This window comes from Tritonibacter horizontis, from assembly GCF_001518015.1.
GTDB classification, from domain to species: domain Bacteria; phylum Pseudomonadota; class Alphaproteobacteria; order Rhodobacterales; family Rhodobacteraceae; genus Epibacterium; species Epibacterium horizontis.
The window spans coordinates 97,266-115,891 of the sequence record NZ_LPUY01000012.1; the positions used below are offsets into that span (position 1 = coordinate 97,266).

Below are 18,626 nucleotides of genomic sequence, written 5' to 3' on the forward strand. Positions count from 1 at the left end.
AGCTCCTTACAGAAGGACAAGAGAAAGAGAGGGAAAAGCGATCAGCAGGCTCAGAACCACCAACATGACGCCCGCAAAGGGCAACGCCCCCAGGAACACGTCCTTGAGCGTGATGCGCGGGTCGTCCAGCGTCGCCTTGATGACGAAACAGGAAATCCCCAAAGGCGGCGTCAAAAGCCCGATCTCGGCCCCGATGACGGTGATGATGCCGAACCAGACAAGGCTCAGGCCCATTGGTTCGATCAGCGGAAGGAACAGCGGCACCACGATCAGGATGATCGACGAGGTATCCAGGATGGTGCCCAGGAACAACATCAGGAGGACGTAGAACAGCATGATCATGACAAAGCTCAGATCACTGGCGGCGAGGATCGCCTCGAGCTCGCGCGGCAACCCCGCAAGGCCCAGCATCCGGCTGTAGATCGACGCTGCGGTGATCAGGAACAGGATGGACGCCGTGATATGGCCGGTTTCGATCAACGTGTCCCACAGGCTGCGCCAGGACATGGTGCGGCGCACGGCCGCGATGATCAGCCCAAGTGCCGCACCTGCGGCCCCGGCTTCGACCGGGGTCATCCAGCCCAGGTAGATGCCGCCGATCACCGTGGCGATCAGCAACAGCATGGGCAGCGTGCGGCGCAGGACCTCGGCCATGGGCATGGGCTCGTAATCATCCGCAGGCCGCCCCCCGACAAAGCCCGGCGTGAAGTAGCCCATCAGCCAGATTGCCCCGATATAGGCGACGGTCAGCAAAAGCCCGGGGATCACGCCAGCGATGAACATCTCGCCCACCGATTGCTCGGCCACAAACGAATAGATGATCAGCATGGCTGAGGGCGGGATGATCATGCCAAGCACCGACGACCCGGCCACAACCCCGACCGCAAAGCGCGGGTTGTAGTCGTATTTCAGCATTTCCGGCACGGCCACCTTGGAGAACACGGAGGCCGAGGCGATCGAGCTGCCCGTGACAGCGGCAAAGCCTGCGTTTGCACCGACCGTGGCCATGCCAATGCCGCCCTTGACCCGCCGGAATCCCGACGACATGACCGCATAAATGTCCGTGCCCAGGCCGGCTTTCGACACCACCAGCCCCATGAAGCTGAACAACGGGATCGTGGCAAAGGGATATTCCATCGCGCTTTCGCCGATGGTGATCTTCAGGAGGTTCATCGCCAAGGTGAAGTTGTCGCGCATCAGCCAGATGGACACGAAGGAAACAGCGGTCAGGGCGATGGGAATATAGACGCCGAGATAGATCAGAAGCACGATGGCTCCAACCGAAATGCCGCCGACTTCAATAGGGGTCAATTTTTTTGCTCCTGGCCGGGTCCGAGGACTTTGAGGGCAAAGATGATCGCGCACAGGGCCGCGCTGGCAAGAACGGTCAGCTTGATCGGCCACCATGGGGCGGTAAACACGCCCGGGATGCCGAAATAATCCTGTGAATGCCACATCTCGATGAATACCGGGAACGACGCAACGGCGAGCAAGGCCATGACGGCAAAGGACAGCAGGTCAATCAACCGCTGCAGCAGGCCTGCCGCGCGCGGTGCGCGGGTCGCAAGCAGCCCAAGGAAGCCGTCAGAGCGCGTCAGCCGCCCCGCCCGGATCACGTCCGGCAGTTGCAGGAACACGATCAGCACCATGGCAAACTGCACCAGCTCGATGGTCCCACGCAGGGGCTGGTTGGCCAATGTCCGCGCCAGCATGTCGTAGTTCACGATCCCCACCAGCGCGAGCACCATCAGCGTGCCCGTCGCATTCGCCCCGAGCGCCGCGATGTGCACCGGCCGGGATGCGGCGCGGTGCAGGCACCGGTAGCTTTTCACCACCGGCGCGCCGCGTTGATCATCGGCGCCTGTCACTGACCGAGGCCCGCAGTCCAGTCGCGCAGCGGGGCGTCATCGCCGGTAACCCTGGCAAGATAGGCCGCCAGCATTTCCGAGCCCGGCTCGCCCTTGGCATCAAGCTCCGCCGCCCATTCCGCCGCAATATCGGGCAGCGAGGCCGCCCATGCACCGCGCTCTTCCGTGCTCATCTGCACGATCTCGCCGCCTGCGGCAGTAAAGGCCTCTCGGGCTTCGGCGGCACGGTCCATGGCAACCTCGGCCACGTGGTCGCGGTAGGCGGTGGCGCTTTCCCGGATCGCGGTCTGGACCTCTTCGGGCAGGGCGTTCCAGAAATCCTTGTTGGCTGAGAGGGTTTTGGTGTTCACCGCGCCCAGATCGGCGGCCAGCATGAACGGCCCCACCTCGGAAATCTTGAAGGTCGCCGCGGCCTCGGGCCAAAGCATCGCGTGTTCGGCCAACCCGGTCTGCAACATGTTGTAGAAATCGGTCAGCCCGCCCCGCACGCCCGCCGCATCGGAGATGCCCTCGACATAGCGCAGGTTCATACCGGCGCCCGCTATCTTGGCGCCGTGCAGGTCAGACAGCGTCTCGACCCGTTTCGCCGAGAACAGCTGATAGGTGTCCAACACCACGCCGGTTGTCAGGTAGACTTGGTTCTGCGCGTCGAATTCCGCCTGCATGGTCGGAAATTCCAGTGCGATCTCGTCCACGGCCTTTGCCACCACGCGGGCATCCGACGACACGAAGGGCGTCACGGCGGAAATCGCCTGGCTGGGTAGCTTCGAGCTGTGAAAAATCGTCGTCACGATGCCGATGTCGCCAAGACCGAGTTGCAGCCCTTCGAGCACGCCGCCGGGTTTCACAACGGTGCCGCCATAGCTTTCCCGCCAGTCGATGGTGTAATTTCCGGTCTCCGCCAGGCGCTTGTCGACCTCGGGAATAAAGAAATCCGTCATCTCCTGCACCCACATGGCGCGGGCCGGGTAGCCGTCAATCACGTTGATGGTGATGGATTCCTGCGCGAGCGCCGATGTGGCCGCCCCCGCGAACAGCAGTGCTGTTACAGTCATGAAACGCATTTTAGGGTCCTCCTCCCAAGTGTTTTGAAATGCCGGACAGGGTCCGGCGGTCGTTCCGCTCCGGGCGTGGCTCCTCTTCCGCGCCCGGAACAATTGTCGTCAGATCACGGTGCACACCTCGTCGAAAGCCAGGCGCGGCAATTTGCCGAACAGGGCGGACTCGTCCGCGTAGCCGATGTTGCACAGGAAATTCGATTTCCAGCCAGTTTCGGAAAAGAACTCCGCGTCCACGGTGGCATTTGAAAAGCCCGACATCGCCCCGACATCCAGCCCCAGCGCCCGTGCCGCGATCATGAAATACGCCCCCTGCAGCGATGAGTTGCGCAGCGCCGTCAGATCGCAATGTTCACGCTTGCCTTGAAACAGCGGGCGGCGGTCCTCGTGTGGAAAGGTTTCCGGCAGCCGGGTCCAGAAAGCCGGATCATAGGCGATGATCGTCGTTACCGGAGCCTGCCGCATTTTGGCGATGTTCTTGTCCTTAAGCGCCTTGGCCAGCCGATCCTTCGCCGCCGCACTGCGCACATGGACGAAGCGCGCCGGCAGCGTATTCATGCTGGTCGGCCCGGCGATGGTGATGTCGTGCAGCTCGCGCAGCAACGCATCGGGCACCTCACGATCGGTCCAGGCGTAATGGGAACGGGCATCGCGCAGGATCAGGTCGATCGATGCCGCATCCAGCGCGCCGATGCGCTGGCGCAGCGACCGCACGGCCGCCTGCGCTTGCTCGCGGGGATCGGCGAACGCTGTCATTCTGCCGCCTTTGCCAGATCCGCCTCGTCCCTGACAGGGCTGGCACAGATGCCGATGCCTTCGATCTCGATCTCGACGACCTCACCGGGTTTCAGCCAGCGCGGCGCCGGCTTCTTTGCGTGCCCGACCCCGGGAGGCGTGCCGAGCGCAATCAGATCGCCGGGCTCAAGCGTGGTGAATTCGGACATGATGGCAATGGTTTGTGCCACGCCCCAGATCATGTTGCCGGTGTTCGAGCTTTGCAGGATCTCGTCGCCCACGCGGCTTTCTATCTTCAGCCCCTTGGCGCCTTCGGGAAGGTCCTCGGGGGTCACCACATAGGGGCCGATGGCGCCGGTCTGGTCGAAGTTCTTGCCCGGCGTCCACTGGTGCGTCTTGCGCTGGTAGTTGCGGACCGAGCCATCGTTGAACACGGTATAGCCGAACACGTGATCCAGCGCATCCGCCTCGGAAATGTGCCGCCCGCCCTTGCCGACGATCAGCATCAGCTCGGCCTCGTAGTCGAGTTGGTCGGAACAGGTCGGGCGCACCAGCGGCGCGCCAGCGGCCATGATCGACTGGCGCGTGCGCAGAAACATCGCTGGGTAGTCTGGGATGTCGTAGCCGCCTTCCTTGATATGTTCGATGTAGTTCAATCCCAGGCACAGTATCTTTCCCGGCGCATCGACGGGCAGGGCCGGCGTGATGTCGTCCAGCGCGACCGCCTCACCCGTGACATCGGCCGCCTGCGCCATCAGCGCGTCATGTTCGATCAGCGCCTGCAAGTCGTTGCCGATCTGCGGCAGGGCCGCCGTCAAATTGATAGCGGTATCGCCTTCGACGCGGAAAACCTGCGCCTTCCCACCCATCGTCCCAACCAGAAGTTTCATAGCTTCTCCTCTCAAATTTTCCTTTCTTTTGCCGACAAAAAAGGTGTACGTCAATAAATATCGATTTTCTTGGAGGAGAAAGATGCCGGACTGGACCAGCTACAAAGACGCCGCCAAAGCGCGTGGTGCGCTCGCACTCGACCTGTTCATGGTGCACACCGTGCCCGTGCCGGGCGGGCCTGCGGTGCCGGATATTCTGCCAGATCACCTCGCCTACCAGCGCCAGCTCGAATCGGACGGCAGCCTGTTTCTTGCCGGGCCGCTGTCGGATGACACCGGCACGCAGATCGAAGGCGCCGGGCTTGTGATCCTGCGCGCGCAATCGCTGGACCACGCCCGCGCGCTGGCCGATGCCGACCCGATGCACAGCCTGGGCGCGCGCAGTTACACCCTGCGTCGCTGGCTGGTGAACGAAGGCAGCCTGACGCTTTCGTTGGGGCTGTCCACGGCGACAATCACCCTGGCCTGACCCCTGCCGCGGTCCCGGTGCCCTGAGCGCCCCCTGAACGAACCCCCGTACGATGTGACGGAGACAGAGCCATGCAACTGATACAATCGACCTATCTGATCGACCTGCTGTCCACGATCACCCTGCGCAACCGCGCCGCACCGCGCGGCAGCGACAGCCGCAGCCCGCGTGAGCTGACCGAACTGTTGTTGACCGATCTGGGGGATGTGTCCTCGTCAAAGGTCTCGCGCGCGCTGCTGGCGCAATACCGCGACATGACCGAGGACCAGAAACACGCCTTCTTCGACATGCTTGCCAGCGATTTTGACATCAACGGCCCCGCGCTGGCCGACCTGGCCCGCGCCTATGCAGACGATCCCCAGCCCGACAGGCTTGCCGCCCTCACCGAAGCCGCAGAGCCGCGCCGACAGGAGATCTTTCGCCGCCTGAACCGCGTGCCGGGCGCCACGGCGGAGCTGGTCGCTATGCGCTGCGATCTTCTGCGCATGGCCAAAGTGGCCCCGCGCCTTGCTGTCATCGACCAGGATTTCCTGCATCTGTTCCGGTCGTGGTTCAATCAGGGCTTTCTGGTGCTGCGCCACATCAACTGGGACAGCCCGGCCAGCATCCTCGAAAAGATCATCGCCTATGAGGCGGTTCACGCGATCCAGAGTTGGGACGATCTGCGCCGCCGGCTGCTGCCCGAGGACCGGCGCTGCTACGCCTATTTCCATCCCGCCATGCCGGACGAGCCGCTGATCTTTGTCGAGGTCGCGCTGACCGACGGTGTGGCGGGCAATATTCAGACGGTGCTCGCCGAAGGCCGCCCGGCGCTGCCGGCCAATCGCGTCAATACTGCCGTCTTCTATTCGATCTCGAATTGCCAGAAAGGGCTGCGCGGCATTTCCTTCGGCAATTCGCTGATCAAGCAGGTGGTTGAGGATCTCAAATCGGCGATGCCTGAGCTGACCACCTTTGTGACGCTCTCGCCGATCCCGGGCTTTCGCCGCTGGGCGGAACAGCGGCTCGCCGCGCTGCCCGAGGCTGAAACCGCGCCGCTGGCCGAAGCCTTGCAAGATGGCGGCGCGGCCCTTCGCCCTTATGTGGCGCACTATCTGGTGTGCGAACGCCACCCCCGCGGCGGCCCGCTCGACCCGGTGGCACGGTTCCATCTCGGCAACGGCGCGCTGATCTACGAGGTACATGCGGGGGCGGACACTTCCGACAACGGGCTGCGGCAGTCCTGCGGAGCGATGGTGAACTATCTCTACGATCTCGATCAGATCGACGCCAACATCGAGGGCCATTCCACCAAAGGGACGATCGCCCATGCCCGTGCCTTGACGCCGCTTCTGAAAACCACCTCCGCCCCGGCCAAGACTTGAGAGAGCACCATGACCAACCATCTTTTCGATACGCTTTTCGGATATCACACGGGCAGCGCAAAGACCTTCGTAACGCCTCTGGGCGGCGACGCACTCAGCCATGAGGCATTCCTGGCGCTCTCGGCGCGCATGGCGAACGTGTTTGATGCGCAGGGGCTGCAAAAGGGCGACCGGGTGGCGGTGCAAGTGTCCAAATCGGTGCCCGCACTGGTGATCTATGCTGCCTGTTTGCGCGCCGGGCTGGTGCTGCTACCGCTCAACACCGCTTATACCGTGACGGAAATCGCATATTTTCTCGGCGATGCGGAACCCGCGCTGGTGATCTGCGATCCGTCCAAGGCCAACGGGCTGACCCCGATCCTGCCCAAGGGCGCGGCGCTGGTGACGCTCGATTCTGCCGGAGCAGGGAGCCTGATGGAGGCCGTCGCGCAGGCCGATGACCAGCACGAACCTCTGGATTGCGGGCCGGACGACCTTGCGGCCATCCTCTATACCTCGGGCACCACGGGTCGATCAAAAGGCGCCATGCTGTCCCACGACAACCTGCTGTCCAACGCCCGTGCCCTCACCGAACTGTGGCAATTCAGCGCCGACGACGTCCTGTTGCATGCGCTGCCGATCTTCCACACCCATGGGCTGTTCGTCGCGGTGAATGTCTGCGCGCTGTCTGGCGCGTCGATACTGTTTCACCCTGGATTTAACCTCGACGACATCCTCGCGGACCTTCCGAAGGCCACCTCGCTCATGGGCGTTCCGACGTTCTACACCCGCCTGCTGGACGATCCGCGTTTCACCCGGTCGCTGTCGCAGCACATGAGGCTCTTCGTCTCGGGCTCTGCCCCGCTGCTGGCAGAGACCCACGAGCGGTTCGAACAGCGGACTGGCCACCGTATCCTCGAACGCTACGGCATGACCGAAACCAACATGAATGTGTCCAACCCCTACGTGGGCGAGCGCCGCGCCGGGACGGTTGGCTTCCCCCTCGCGGGTGTGGACCTGCGTATCACCAGTTCCAGCACCGGCGCGACCCTGCCCGATGGCGAGATCGGCATCATCGAGGTGCGCGGCCCCAATGTGTTCAAAGGGTACTGGCGCATGCCCGAGAAAACCGCCGAGGACATGCGCGGCGACGGCTTTTTCAACACCGGCGATCTGGGGCGCATCGATGCCGATGGTTACCTGTCCATCGTGGGCCGCCAGAAGGATCTGATCATCTCCGGCGGCTACAACATCTATCCCAAGGAAATCGAGGTGCTTCTCGACGATCTGCCCGGCGTGCTCGAATCCGCCGTTGTCGGCATTCCCGATCCCGATTTCGGCGAGGCAGTGATTGCTACCGTGGTGCCAGAGCCGGGGGCCACACCCGACCCGGATGCACTGATGGCTCTGCTGCGCCCACAGCTTGCCCGTTTCAAGCATCCGCGCGCCATCCACATCCTGGAAGAGTTGCCGCGCAACACGATGGGCAAGGTGCAGAAGAACCTGCTGCGCGATGCCTTTGCTGTCGCGCCGGCCTGATACGACCCGAAACAATCAATGGGAGGAGAGACCATGACCATCACAAAACGCATCACCCTATCGGCTCTGGCGGTGCTGACGCTCGGCACCGCCGCCCCGGCGGCCAATATCGACGGCCCGTCGGTGTTCTGGAAGATCTCGATGTACGGCAATCCGCGGGCGCTGACCTCGGGCATGGAGGCGCTGGCCGAAAAGGTCGCCGCCGAGACGGGCGGCAAGTTTCAAATCCGCATCTTTTATGCCGAACAGCTTGGTCCGGCTCGCGAGGCGCTGGACGCGATCAAGCTCAACGCCGTCGAGGGGGCCGGCATCTGCAATTTCTATCACCCCGGCAAGAACCCGGCGTGGATGGTGTTCTCGCTGCCGTTCCTGCCTGTTCCCAGCGCCAAGGCTGACATGTACGTGCGCAAGCGGATGTTTGAACATCCCGCTATCGTTGCGGACATGGCAAAATGGAATGCCCTGCCTTATGCCTCGGGCCTGCTTCCGCAATACGAGATGATGGGCCGGGGCGAACCACCGCTGACGCTGGATGACTGGGCCGGACTTCAGGTACGCGCGGGTGGCGGGCTTGGCGATGCGATGGAACTGCTGGGCGCAACCAAGCAGACACTGTCAGCGGGCGAGACCCTGACCGCCTTTCAGAACGGCACCGTGGATGTGGCGGCCTTTCCGTACACCTACGCCCATGTCGCCTTCAAGATCAACGAAGAGGCCGACTGGTACACCGCCAATCTGTCGCCGGGATCGTCCGAATGCGGCTGGGTGCTGAACAAGACTGCCTTCGAGGCCCTGCCCGAACAGTATCAGGCGCTGATCTGGGACAACCGCGATCTTGTACTTGAAACCGAGCTCGAAGCCTATGCGGCGCAGGATGAAAAGAACATTCCCATGTTCGAGCAAACCCTGACCAAGATCGAGTATGACGAGGCGGCGCTCGACGCATTCCGCGCCCGTGCGGGCAAGCCGATCTGGGACAAATGGGTTGCCGACAACCCCGGGTTCGATGCGCAGGGCGTGCTTGATGCCTATCTCGGCTATGCGGCAGAGGCCCCGAAGGACTGAAACGCATCGGTGGCGCCAGATGCGGCGCCACCCCTTTACCAGACGGAATCCCCCTGATGTCCCATCCCCCCGACACGCGTGGCCTCGTGGCCCGCGCTGACCGGTTGCTGTCCCCGGTCGAAGACGCCACGAACCTGATCGCCGCGCTGTTCGTCTTTGCGCTGATGTGCCTCGGCATCGCGCAGATCGTGATGCGCACCCTCTTTGACATGCCACTGACCGGCTATGTCGATCTTGTCGAACTGTCGATGGCGGGCATGGCCTTCCTCGGCGCCGCCTACACGCAGCGCATGGGTGCGCATATCCGCATGGAACTGCTGTTGGGCGCACTGACAGGGCGCCGGTACTGGGCCGCCGAGATCATCGGCGCGGCCGTCGGCATGGCGATCATCGCGGTGCTGATCTGGTACACCGGAGCGCATTTTTGGCGTTCCTACGAACTTGGCGACACCACGATCGATGCGGAATTTTCGGTCTGGCCGTCCAAATTACTGGTGCCGGTGGCATTTTCGATCTGGTTCCTGCGGCTGTCGGTGCAGCTCGCCGGTGCCATCCGCATGGTCATCGACCCAAGCCGCGAGCCAGAGGGCGTCGCGTTGATAAAAGATGTGGCGGAAACCGCCCGCGAAGAGGCGGACGCCGCCACGGAGGAACACTGACATGCTTATCGGACTTGGTTTCGAACATCCGCTTGCTGTCGGCCTGATCGGCGTCGGATTGTTGATCCTGCTTGTGCTCCTGGGCGTGCGCGTGGTGTTTGCCGCCGCCATTATTGGCCTCGTCGGGCTGGTCGAACTGATCGGCTGGGGCCCGGCGGCAGGCATCGTCGGCATCGTGCCCCACGCGAAGGCCACGACCTATGCGCTGTCGGTACTGCCGATGTTCATCTTCATCGGCTTCGTCGCCTTTCACGCGGGCATGACCTCGCAGCTGTTCGACGCCGCGCGCAAATGGCTTGGCTGGATGCCCGGCGGGCTGGCGGTGGCGACGGTATTTGCGACCGCAGGCTTTGCCGCTGTCTCCGGGGCCTCGACCGCGACATCGGCGGTGTTTGCCCGCGTTGCAATCCCCGAAATGCTGCGCCACGGCTATGACAAGCGCCTGTCGGCAGGCGTCGTTGCCGCCGGCGGCACCCTCGCGACGCTGATCCCGCCCTCGGCGATCCTTGTGATCTATGCCATCATCGTCGAGGAATCCGTGGGTCGATTGCTGCTGGCGGGTTTCCTGCCGGGCCTGGTTTCGGCCATCGTCTATGCGGCCATCATCGTGATCTGGGCGCTGATGAAACCGGAACAAGCACCCCGCATCCCGCAATCGGACCGCGCCACATGGACCGAGCGGCTGACCTCTCTGCCTCCGCTGCTGCCGATCATGGCGGTGGTGTTCATCATCATCTCGGCGATCTACCAGGGCTGGGCCACCCCGACCGAAGCGGGCGCGCTTGGCGCTGGCATCATCTTCGTGGTCGCGCTGGCCCGCGGCACCGGTCTGAAGCCGATCACCGAAAGCCTGATGGAAACCGCCAAACTGACGGTGATGATCTTCTCGCTGATCTGGGGGGTTACGGTGTTCGTGCGCTTCCTCGGGTTTTCGGGGCTGGCCGAAGCCTTCACCAGCCTGGTGGTCGGCATAGACGCCCCTCCCATGGTCATCATGGTGTGCATCCTGCTGGCCTATGCGGTGCTGGGCATGTTCATGGATGCAATCGGCATGCTTCTGCTGACGCTGCCGGTGGTCTATCCGGCGGTCATGGCGCTGGGGTTTGATTCCATCTGGTTCGGCATCATCGTGGTGAAGATGGCCGAAATCTGCCTTGTCACCCCGCCCATCGGGCTCAACTGTTTTGTCGTCGCTGCGGTCAGGCCGGATATCTCGCTGCCGGATGTGTTCAAGGGCATCACCTGGTTCTTTGTGGCCGACGTCGTCACCATCATCGTGCTGCTGGCCTTCCCCGGAATCGTCACCTGGCTGCCCGACCTCATGCGCTGAAAGGAAATCAAATGAAACTTGCCTCTTCACTTTCGCTCGCCGTAGCGGAAACCATCGTCGACACCGTTCTGGCCATCGGCAAGCGGGAGGGGATGAAACCCCTCACCGTCGTGGCACTCGACAGCGGCGGGCGCATGGTGTGCATGAAAATGTCCGATGGATGCGGATTGCTGCGCTTCAACATCGCGCTCGGCAAGGCTTATGGATCGCTTGGCATGGGGTTCTCCAGCCGCACAATCCGCGACTACCTGTCGGCGCGCCCGGCCTTCCAGAATGCCATCGCAGCGGCATCCGAGGGGCGGTTTATTCCGGTGCCCGGCGGTGTGCTGATCGAAGACGAGAACGGCATGACCATTGGTGCCGTCGGCGTCAGCGGCGATGCGTCGGAACGCGACGAATATTGCGCCATCCACGCCATTCGCGACGCGGGCTATACCTCGAACCCGTTCGAGGAAGCCCCTGACTGGCGCGCAGCGTCCCTCTCGGACAAGCACTAGCCCCTAGGGTTCTGTGCCCGGATCGCGACGGGCCCGAAGCGGTTTCATGTGATGCGGCCGGACCCCAAGGCGAGGTCCGGCGGAGACGCTTCTGCATGGTCGGAAGGCCGTTCCCCCATCCGCTCACAGAGCGGTGGCAGTGCAGAGCTGCACCGCCACCGCATGTCTGTCAAAGCTGCGCGATCACTTCTTGTGCCGCGCGTTTGCCCGCCTGCAGGGCCCCTTCGACATAGCCGTTCCAGACTGCCGAGGTATCGCTGCCAGCCCAGTGAATGCGGTCAACGGGACGGTTCCAGGCTTCGCCCGCGACAGTCCATGCGCCTGGTGTGGGCTGCGTTCCGTAGCCACCGCGACGCCACTGGTCGGCGGACCAGGCTTTGTCGGTATAATCGACAGGGTTCGCGCCCGCTTCGCCGAACACGCGGACAATCTCGCCTACGACGTAGTCGCGCCGCTCATTCTCGGTCCGGTCTGCCCAACGCAGCACGGCCTCCCCGTCCATAAATGCGACCAGCGCGAATTTGCCGCTGTCGTTGAGGCTATGCTCGAAGAACACATTCGCGTCGCCTTCAAAGAACACCTGCCCAGTGTAGCCCATGTCGCGCCAGAAAGGGGTATCATAGGCGACGTAGCACTTGATCACCGCCCCCATCGGCGCGCGCTGGGTGTAGACATCGCGCATCGCGGGCAGGGGTGGCTCGTAGTGAATACGCTGCGCCATCGCGGGTGGCACCGCGACGATCACACGGCTGGCACGCCAGACGCCGGTCTCGGCGGTCACGGTGACACCATCCTCGTCCTGTTCGATATTGCGGACCGGGCTTGACAGGTGCAGCGCATCCCCCAAACCATCGGCCATCAATTGCGGAACCTGAAACAGCCCGCCCTTGACGACCTCCTGCTGGGCACCGCCATCCGTAGAGATGAGCGTGACAAAGCCTTGCCCCGAACGGCAGTAGAACAGGAATTGCAGCAGCGAAATCTGGGAGGGGTCGACAACGCAAACGCCTTTGACCGCGAACTTGAAAAACGCGGTGATGAACTCCGTTCCGAGGTTTTGGTTCATCCAGGTCGTGCAGGTGATTGAATCCCATTCTTTGGCGCGCGGGTGGGTCCAGGGTGCGTCAGGGTCGATCTCGCTCGCCCATGTTTCAATCGTCTCGACGCCCTGCACGAAGGCGGCCATTTCCGCATCCGGCAGCGCGGGCACTTCGCCTTCATATTCGAACTTCAGCCCGGCGAGATCGATGATGCTGCGGCCCTTGATGTTCTGTTGGAGCCGTGTAAGGCCAAGCTCTTGCGTGGCCTCGTCCAGCAATGTTTGTCCGGGGCCCCACCACTGGCCGCCCAGGTCTACCGGCTCGCCGTTCACTTCGCCGCGGCGGAGCCGCCCGCCGACGCGGTCGTCGGCTTCAAGCAGAGCGACACTATGGCCTGCATTGCTGAGTTCTCGGGCGGCATAGCAGCCCGAGGCGCCCGCGCCGATGACAACGACATCAACGTCTTGCACGTCGCTGCTCTGGGCGGCGGCCTGTCCTGCAATCGCAAAAGCCGCCCCCGATGTCAGCGCACCCCCCAGCATCTGCCTGCGCGTCGGCCCGTGCGAGAGGTGCGTTGCCCCTTTTGTTTCATCTGCCATCTGTTGGTCTCCTCTCCAGTGATCAATCAAGTATGTGAGCTTTCAATTTGCGGCACGGCTACGTGGCCGACGGTCGGGACAGTCGCGCCGCGCCGATATGCCGTGCGGAACCTTCCGATCTTGAAGGTGTGACGATTGCGACGTTCGCCCCAAATTGCCCGTCGCAGGCAAAACGCACGGTGCGTTTGTCGGCCGCCCGTCTGCGCTTCAGACCTCCATCAGATTTCCGGTCTGTTTGCTGCACGTTACCGGCAAACGGTTTGCTTCGCGGCGAGGTCGACAGCCCGCCAAATGCTGGTTTCGAACCGGTTTTGGCCCAAGGGCAACCTCCGAACAGGCAATCGATGCGGCCATCGCCGGGCCGCGGATGACTTGCGCCGTGAGGTCCTCCTGCTCCGCATCATGTCCGAATCGGATTTAATCATTTTATCTGGACAGACGTCCAGTTTTTTTGTTTGATTAAAAGTGAGGCGACCGGGAGAATCGCCTCGGGACTCCAGGGAGGAGCTTGGAAATGGACTACGATTATGTGATCGGCGGCGGCGGATCGGCGGGCGCAACGCTGGCTGCGCGGCTGAGCGAGGACGCGGAGACGACCGTTTGCCTCCTGGAGGCCGGCGGGCGCGGCGATGGCATTCTTGTGCGCGCCCCCGCCGGTGTGGTGGCGATGCTGCCAGGGCACGGCAAGATCAACAATTGGGCGTTCCATACCGTGCCACAGCCGGGTTTGAACGGGCGCAGGGGGTATCAACCGCGCGGTCGCGCCCTTGGTGGATCAAGCGCGATCAACGCGATGCTCTATGTGCGCGGCCATCGCGACGACTATGACCATTGGGCCGATCTGGGCTGCGATGGCTGGGATTGGCAGAGTGTGCTGCCCTATTTCAAGCGCTCCGAGAACAACGAAGACGGCGAAACCGCGCATCATGGGGCAAACGGCCCGCTGCATGTCTGTCGTCAAAAGAGCTCCCGACCGATCACCGAAGCCTTTGTCGAAGCCGCGACACGTTTGCAGTACCGCCGCAGCGACGATTTCAATACCGGTGACAACGAGGGTTTCGCACCCTACGCCGTGACCCAGTTTCACGATGAAAAACGCAATGGCGAGCGCTGCTCGGCTGCTGCGGCGTATTTGCATCCGGTGATGGGCACGCGCGCCAACCTGACGGTTCTGACCAAGGTGCGGGCCGAGCGCATCACCTTTGACGGCAAACGCGCCACCGGCGTTGTCTACCGCAAGACAGGCCAGCGGCATGAGGTGCGCGCTAAACGCGAAGTGATCGTCTGCGGCGGTGCCTTCGGCTCCCCCCAGCTCTTGCAGCTCTCCGGTGTGGGGCGCCCGGAAGACATCACACGCCACGGGATCGAGATGGTCCACGAGCTGCCCGGCGTCGGCCAGAACCTTCAGGATCATCTGGATTTTATCCTCGCGTGGAAATCACGAGACACCGACAATTTCGGCATCGGGGCGACAGGAACGTTCAATCTGCTCAGGCATATTCTCACGTGGCGCAAGAACGGAACCGGCATGATCGCGACTCCCTTCGCCGAAGGGGCGGGCTTTTTCAAGACCGATCCGACGATGGACAAGCCAGATGTGCAGCTCCATTTCGTCATTTCCATCGTGGACGATCATGCGCGCAGGCTGCACCCCGGCTATGGTTTCTCGTGCCATGTCTGTGCGCTGCGGCCACATTCACGCGGTGAAGTGTTCCTTCAGTCGGGCGACCCGATGGCCGATCCGGGGATCGACCCGAATTTTCTTTCTGATGATCGGGACCTGAAAACAATGATCGCAGGCGCGAAGATCACCCGCGATATTCTCATGCAGGAACCGATGAACACATACCGCCACAAAGAGCTGTTTGGCGTCAGCGACGGTATGAGCGACACCGAGTGGGAAACACATATCCGGGCCCGCGCCGATACGATCTATCACCCAGTCGGCACCTGTAAGATGGGCACCGATGACATGGCTGTCGTTGATCCTGAACTGCGGGTGCGCGGGCTGGAGGGGCTGCGCGTTGTCGATGCCTCGGTGATGCCCACACTCATCGGCGGAAACACCAACGCACCCACGATCATGATTGCCGAAAAGGCAGCCGAAATGATCCGCAACACGCATCAGGCAGCCATGGCGGCCGAATAGGAAGACATAGATATGCTTGGAAAAATGATGGATCAGCCTTTGCTGATCTCGACCCTGATCGCCCATTCGGCCCGGTATCATGGGACGACAGAAGTCGTTTCGGTTGAAACCACAGGCGCCGTCGAGCGATCGAATTGGGCCACGTTGGATGCGAATGCCCGGCGGCTGGCGTCGGCGTTGGAAGCGCTTGGGCAAGAGCCCGAGGCGCGTTGCGCCACAATCGCCTGGAACAACCGGCGGCACATGGAAATCTATTTCGGCGTGGCGGGCGCTGGTCTCGTGTGCCACACCATCAACCCGCGCCTGCACCCTGATCAGCTGATATTCATCGTCAACCACGCCGAGGACAAGGTGTTGTTCTTTGACAGCACATTCCTGCCCGCTGTGGCCAAACTCAAGGCCCATTTCAAGACCGTCGAGCATTTCGTTCTGATGGGGCCGCGGGACGACGAGGCGTCCAAGATCCTGGACGGGCTGGTCTTTTATGACGAGCTTCTGGAGACGGGTGATGCCAGCTACGCCTGGCCGCAATTCGAAGAGACCCGTGCCTCCTCGCTTTGCTACACCTCGGGGACGACAGGCAATCCCAAGGGCGTGCTTTACAGCCACCGCTCAACCCTGCTGCACACTTTGGCCGGCAACCAGCCCGACGGTTTGGCGATCTCGGCCAAGGACACGGTTCTGCCGGTGGTGCCCATGTTTCACGTCAACGCCTGGGGCGTGCCCTATATGGCGGCCGCGAACGGGGCCAAGCTGGTTCTGCCCGGACCGGGCCTGGACGGAGACAGTCTCGTCAAGCTGATCGATGGCGAGCGCGTAACGCTGGCGCTTGGCGTTCCGACAATCTGGATGGGCCTTCTGGCCGCATTGGAAAAAACCGGGAGCAAGGCCGAAAGCCTTGTGCGTACCGTGGTCGGGGGCTCGGCCTTGCCGCCCTCGATGATCCCTGCATTCCGCGATACCTACGGGGTGGAGCTGATCCACGCCTGGGGCATGACCGAAACCTCGCCGCTGGGTACGCTCAACCAGCTCCTGCAACACCATCAGGACCTGCCAGACGACGAAAAGGCCGCCATCCGGTTGGGGCAGGGGCGTCCGCCCTACGGGGTTGAGTTGCGCCTTGTCGACGACGCGGGCAAGGCCCTGCCGCAGGACGGCGAAACGCAGGGCGAATTGCAAATCCGGGGGCATTGGATCGTCGACACCTACTTCAAGGCGGACAAAAGCGCGCTGAACCGGGACGGATGGTTTGACACCGGCGACGTGGTGACGATCGACGCCAACGGCTATATGGTTATCCGCGACCGCGCCAAGGACATTATCAAATCCGGCGGCGAGTGGATTTCGACGGTAGAGCTTGAAAACATCGCGATCGGCCATCCAGCGGTTGCAAATGCGGCCGCCATCGCCGCACAACATGTCAAATGGGACGAACGCCCCGTACTTGTGGTGCTCAGGGCCGAAGGCGCGGATGTAAGCGAAGAAGAGCTGCGCGCCTTCTACGACGGCAAGGTCGCCAGCTGGCAGGTGCCCGACAAGGTGGTTTTCGTCGAGGCGCTGCCGCTCGGCGGCACCGGCAAGGTCATCAAGGCCAAGCTGCGCGAAGAGTATGGCAATATCCTGTTGCAGGAAGAGGACGCTTGAGATGACGCATCACAATCGTTTCACACCCGGCTTGCAGGCGGGCTATGATGCGGACCTCGCCGCATTGGAGGCCGCCAAGCACACCTGGGCGCGCACCCCGGTTGCCGAGCGCATCGCGCTGCTCAATGCGGTCAAGGATGCCCTCATGCCGGTGGCGGAGGGTTGGGCCACGACGGCGGCGCGCAAAAAGCGCCTCCCACCGGATTCGCCGCTGGTGGGCGAGGAATGGACAAGCGGACCCTACGCATTGATGGGCATGTGCAATGGGCTGATGCAGACCTTGGCGCAGATTGAAAACAAAGACTTTCTCAAACATCTCTCCCCCCGCGAGTTGCCCAATGGGCAGACCGCCGTGCGGGTGGTGCCCCATTCGATCTGGGATCGCTTGCTCTTGTCCGGCGTCAAGGCCGATATCTGGATGCAGCGGGGCGTGACGCCGGCCAACCTCAAACGCCACGCCGCACGCGCCTATGACATCGCGCCGGACAAGCGCGTGGGCAAGGTGGCACTGGTGCTGGGGGCGGGCAACATCGCCGCCATTTCGCCATTGGACGCCTTCCAGAAGCTGTTTCTGGAAAATCAGGTCGTGCTGCTCAAGATGAACCCGGTCAACGACTACTTGACCGACTACCTGCGCGCCGCCCTGAAACCGTTGATCGACCGCGATGCGCTGCGCATCGTCAAGGGCGACGGCGCCGCCGGGGCGTATCTGACCGATCATCCGCTGGTTGAAGAGATCCATATCACCGGCGCACGGGCGACCCATGACGCCATCGTCTGGGGCACTGGCGACGAGGGGGCGCGCAACAAGGCGGCCGGGACGCCCAGGAACACACGCCATATCACCTCTGAGCTGGGGGCGGTGTGTCCTACCATCGTGGTGCCGGGGCCCTGGTCTGCGGCGGACATCCGTTTTCAGGCCGAGCATATCGTCACGCAGAAGCTGCACAATTCCGGCTTCAACTGTATCGCGGTGCAATCGCTGATCCTGCCGCGTGGCTGGGACAAAGGCGACCGCTTGATGACAGAAGTCGCCCGCGTGATGGAAACCCATGCCCGTCGCGAAGCCTACTATCCCGGCGCCGAAGCCCGGATGGCGGAGTTTGCCGAGCATGCCGAAGGAGAACAACGCTTTTCCCGTGGCCCGCAGGTTCCGCCTTGTTTTGTTGCGGATATGGAGCGTGGCGATACCGAATGGCTCAAGCAGCAAGAGGTCTTTGCCCCCGCATTGGGGGTCAAGCATCTGGACGGAGCAGATGCGGAAACCTATCTGCGCGCGGCCATCGCCTGGGCCAACGACAACCTCTATGGCACCCTGGGTGGCAATATCCTGATCCACCCCGCCACGATCCGCAAGATCGGTCGCAAACGCTTTGAGGAAATCATCGCCGATTTCCGCTATGGCACCATCGCGATCAATGCCTGGAGCGGCCTTGGCTTCCTGCTGGCGCCAGTGCCGTGGGGCGGCTTTGCCGGGGCGACGCTGGACAATGTGGACTCCGGGATCGGCACGGTCCACAATTGCTTCATGCTCGAAAACACGGAACGCACTGTGATCGAAGCACCCTGGAGCCCGTTTCCCGGCAACCTCTTGTCCGGGCGGTTCACCCTGCTGCCGCGCCCGCCCTGGTTTGTGACCAACAGACGCCAGCACAAGATCGGGCGCCTGCTGACGCATTTCCAGTACAAACCCGGTTGGTTGAAACTGCCGCGCATTTTTGTAAACGCGTTGCTAGGCTAG

At 62.6% G+C, this 18,626-nt stretch carries 16 protein-coding genes; 10 read left to right on the top strand and 6 right to left on the bottom strand.

Annotated elements, in window-relative coordinates; genetic code table 11:
• Positions 1–6: 6 nt before the first annotated feature.
• The 5 genes from TRIHO_RS02530 to TRIHO_RS02550 all read right to left on the bottom strand — a co-directional run bounded on the left by TRIHO_RS02530 (position 7) and on the right by TRIHO_RS02550 (position 4,551).
• Positions 7–1,311 (bottom strand): TRAP transporter large permease, encoded by a 1,305-nt coding sequence (locus TRIHO_RS02530; RefSeq protein ID WP_068240125.1) that lies wholly within the window; start codon positions 1,309–1,311, stop codon positions 7–9.
• Positions 1,308–1,868: a TRAP transporter small permease subunit gene (locus tag TRIHO_RS02535; RefSeq protein WP_232367690.1), complete on the bottom strand. Its 561-nt coding sequence runs from the start codon at positions 1,866–1,868 to the stop codon at positions 1,308–1,310. The genes TRIHO_RS02530 and TRIHO_RS02535 overlap by 4 nt, the downstream gene beginning before the upstream one ends.
• Positions 1,865–2,932: a C4-dicarboxylate TRAP transporter substrate-binding protein gene (locus TRIHO_RS02540; protein WP_068240127.1), complete on the bottom strand. Its 1,068-nt coding sequence runs from the start codon at positions 2,930–2,932 to the stop codon at positions 1,865–1,867. The genes TRIHO_RS02535 and TRIHO_RS02540 overlap by 4 nt, the downstream gene beginning before the upstream one ends.
• Positions 2,933–3,031: 99 nt before the next feature.
• Entirely contained in the window at positions 3,032–3,682 is a 651-nt protein-coding gene (locus TRIHO_RS02545) for a malonic semialdehyde reductase (protein ID WP_082704986.1), read from the bottom strand.
• A complete protein-coding gene (locus tag TRIHO_RS02550; RefSeq protein WP_068240129.1) occupies positions 3,679–4,551 on the bottom strand; it encodes a fumarylacetoacetate hydrolase family protein in 873 nt (290 codons plus the stop codon). Before TRIHO_RS02550 ends, TRIHO_RS02545 begins: the two co-directional genes overlap by 4 nt.
• 82 nt (positions 4,552–4,633) lie before the next feature.
• On the opposite strand from TRIHO_RS02550, the gene TRIHO_RS02555 reads away from it, so the two are divergent.
• The 7 genes from TRIHO_RS02555 (at position 4,634) to TRIHO_RS02585 (ending at position 11,453) form a co-directional block, all read left to right on the top strand.
• Positions 4,634–5,020 (top strand): YciI family protein, encoded by a 387-nt coding sequence (locus tag TRIHO_RS02555; protein ID WP_068240131.1) that lies wholly within the window; start codon positions 4,634–4,636, stop codon positions 5,018–5,020.
• Positions 5,021–5,091: 71 nt separating this feature from the next.
• Positions 5,092–6,384: a malonyl-CoA decarboxylase gene (locus TRIHO_RS02560; RefSeq protein ID WP_068240133.1), complete on the top strand. Its 1,293-nt coding sequence runs from the start codon at positions 5,092–5,094 to the stop codon at positions 6,382–6,384.
• Positions 6,385–6,393: 9 nt separating this feature from the next.
• Positions 6,394–7,902 (top strand): malonate--CoA ligase, encoded by a 1,509-nt coding sequence (locus tag TRIHO_RS02565; RefSeq protein ID WP_068240134.1) that lies wholly within the window; start codon positions 6,394–6,396, stop codon positions 7,900–7,902.
• A gap of 33 nt (positions 7,903–7,935) precedes the next feature.
• Positions 7,936–8,967: a TRAP transporter substrate-binding protein DctP gene (gene dctP, locus TRIHO_RS02570; RefSeq protein ID WP_068240135.1), complete on the top strand. Its 1,032-nt coding sequence runs from the start codon at positions 7,936–7,938 to the stop codon at positions 8,965–8,967.
• 56 nt (positions 8,968–9,023) lie between these two features.
• Complete coding sequence (locus TRIHO_RS02575) at positions 9,024–9,626, top strand: TRAP transporter small permease subunit (protein WP_068240137.1); 603 nt, start codon at positions 9,024–9,026, stop codon at positions 9,624–9,626.
• Position 9,627: 1 nt separating this feature from the next.
• A complete protein-coding gene (locus TRIHO_RS02580) occupies positions 9,628–10,956 on the top strand; it encodes a TRAP transporter large permease (protein WP_068240138.1) in 1,329 nt (442 codons plus the stop codon).
• 11 nt (positions 10,957–10,967) lie between these two features.
• Positions 10,968–11,453, top strand: coding sequence for a GlcG/HbpS family heme-binding protein (locus TRIHO_RS02585; RefSeq protein ID WP_068240140.1), 486 nt, complete (start codon positions 10,968–10,970; stop codon positions 11,451–11,453).
• A 169-nt stretch (positions 11,454–11,622) separates the two neighbouring features.
• Here the strand turns inward: TRIHO_RS02585 and TRIHO_RS02590 are convergent, their stop codons facing one another.
• Positions 11,623–13,092 (bottom strand): flavin monoamine oxidase family protein, encoded by a 1,470-nt coding sequence (locus TRIHO_RS02590; RefSeq protein WP_068240142.1) that lies wholly within the window; start codon positions 13,090–13,092, stop codon positions 11,623–11,625.
• Between the two features lie 514 nt (positions 13,093–13,606).
• Here TRIHO_RS02590 and TRIHO_RS02595 point away from each other — a divergent pair.
• Genes TRIHO_RS02595 through TRIHO_RS02605 form a run of 3 tightly spaced genes read left to right on the top strand, consistent with a single transcriptional unit; the run spans position 13,607 to position 18,626 of the window.
• Positions 13,607–15,241: a GMC family oxidoreductase gene (locus TRIHO_RS02595; RefSeq protein WP_068240143.1), complete on the top strand. Its 1,635-nt coding sequence runs from the start codon at positions 13,607–13,609 to the stop codon at positions 15,239–15,241.
• Positions 15,242–15,253: 12 nt separating this feature from the next.
• Positions 15,254–16,885: a long-chain-fatty-acid--CoA ligase gene (locus tag TRIHO_RS02600; RefSeq protein ID WP_068240144.1), complete on the top strand. Its 1,632-nt coding sequence runs from the start codon at positions 15,254–15,256 to the stop codon at positions 16,883–16,885.
• Position 16,886: 1 nt separating this feature from the next.
• The gene (locus TRIHO_RS02605) at positions 16,887–18,626 is read left to right on the top strand and encodes an aldehyde dehydrogenase family protein (RefSeq protein ID WP_068240146.1); all 1,740 of its coding nucleotides are present in this window, start codon (positions 16,887–16,889) and stop codon (positions 18,624–18,626) included.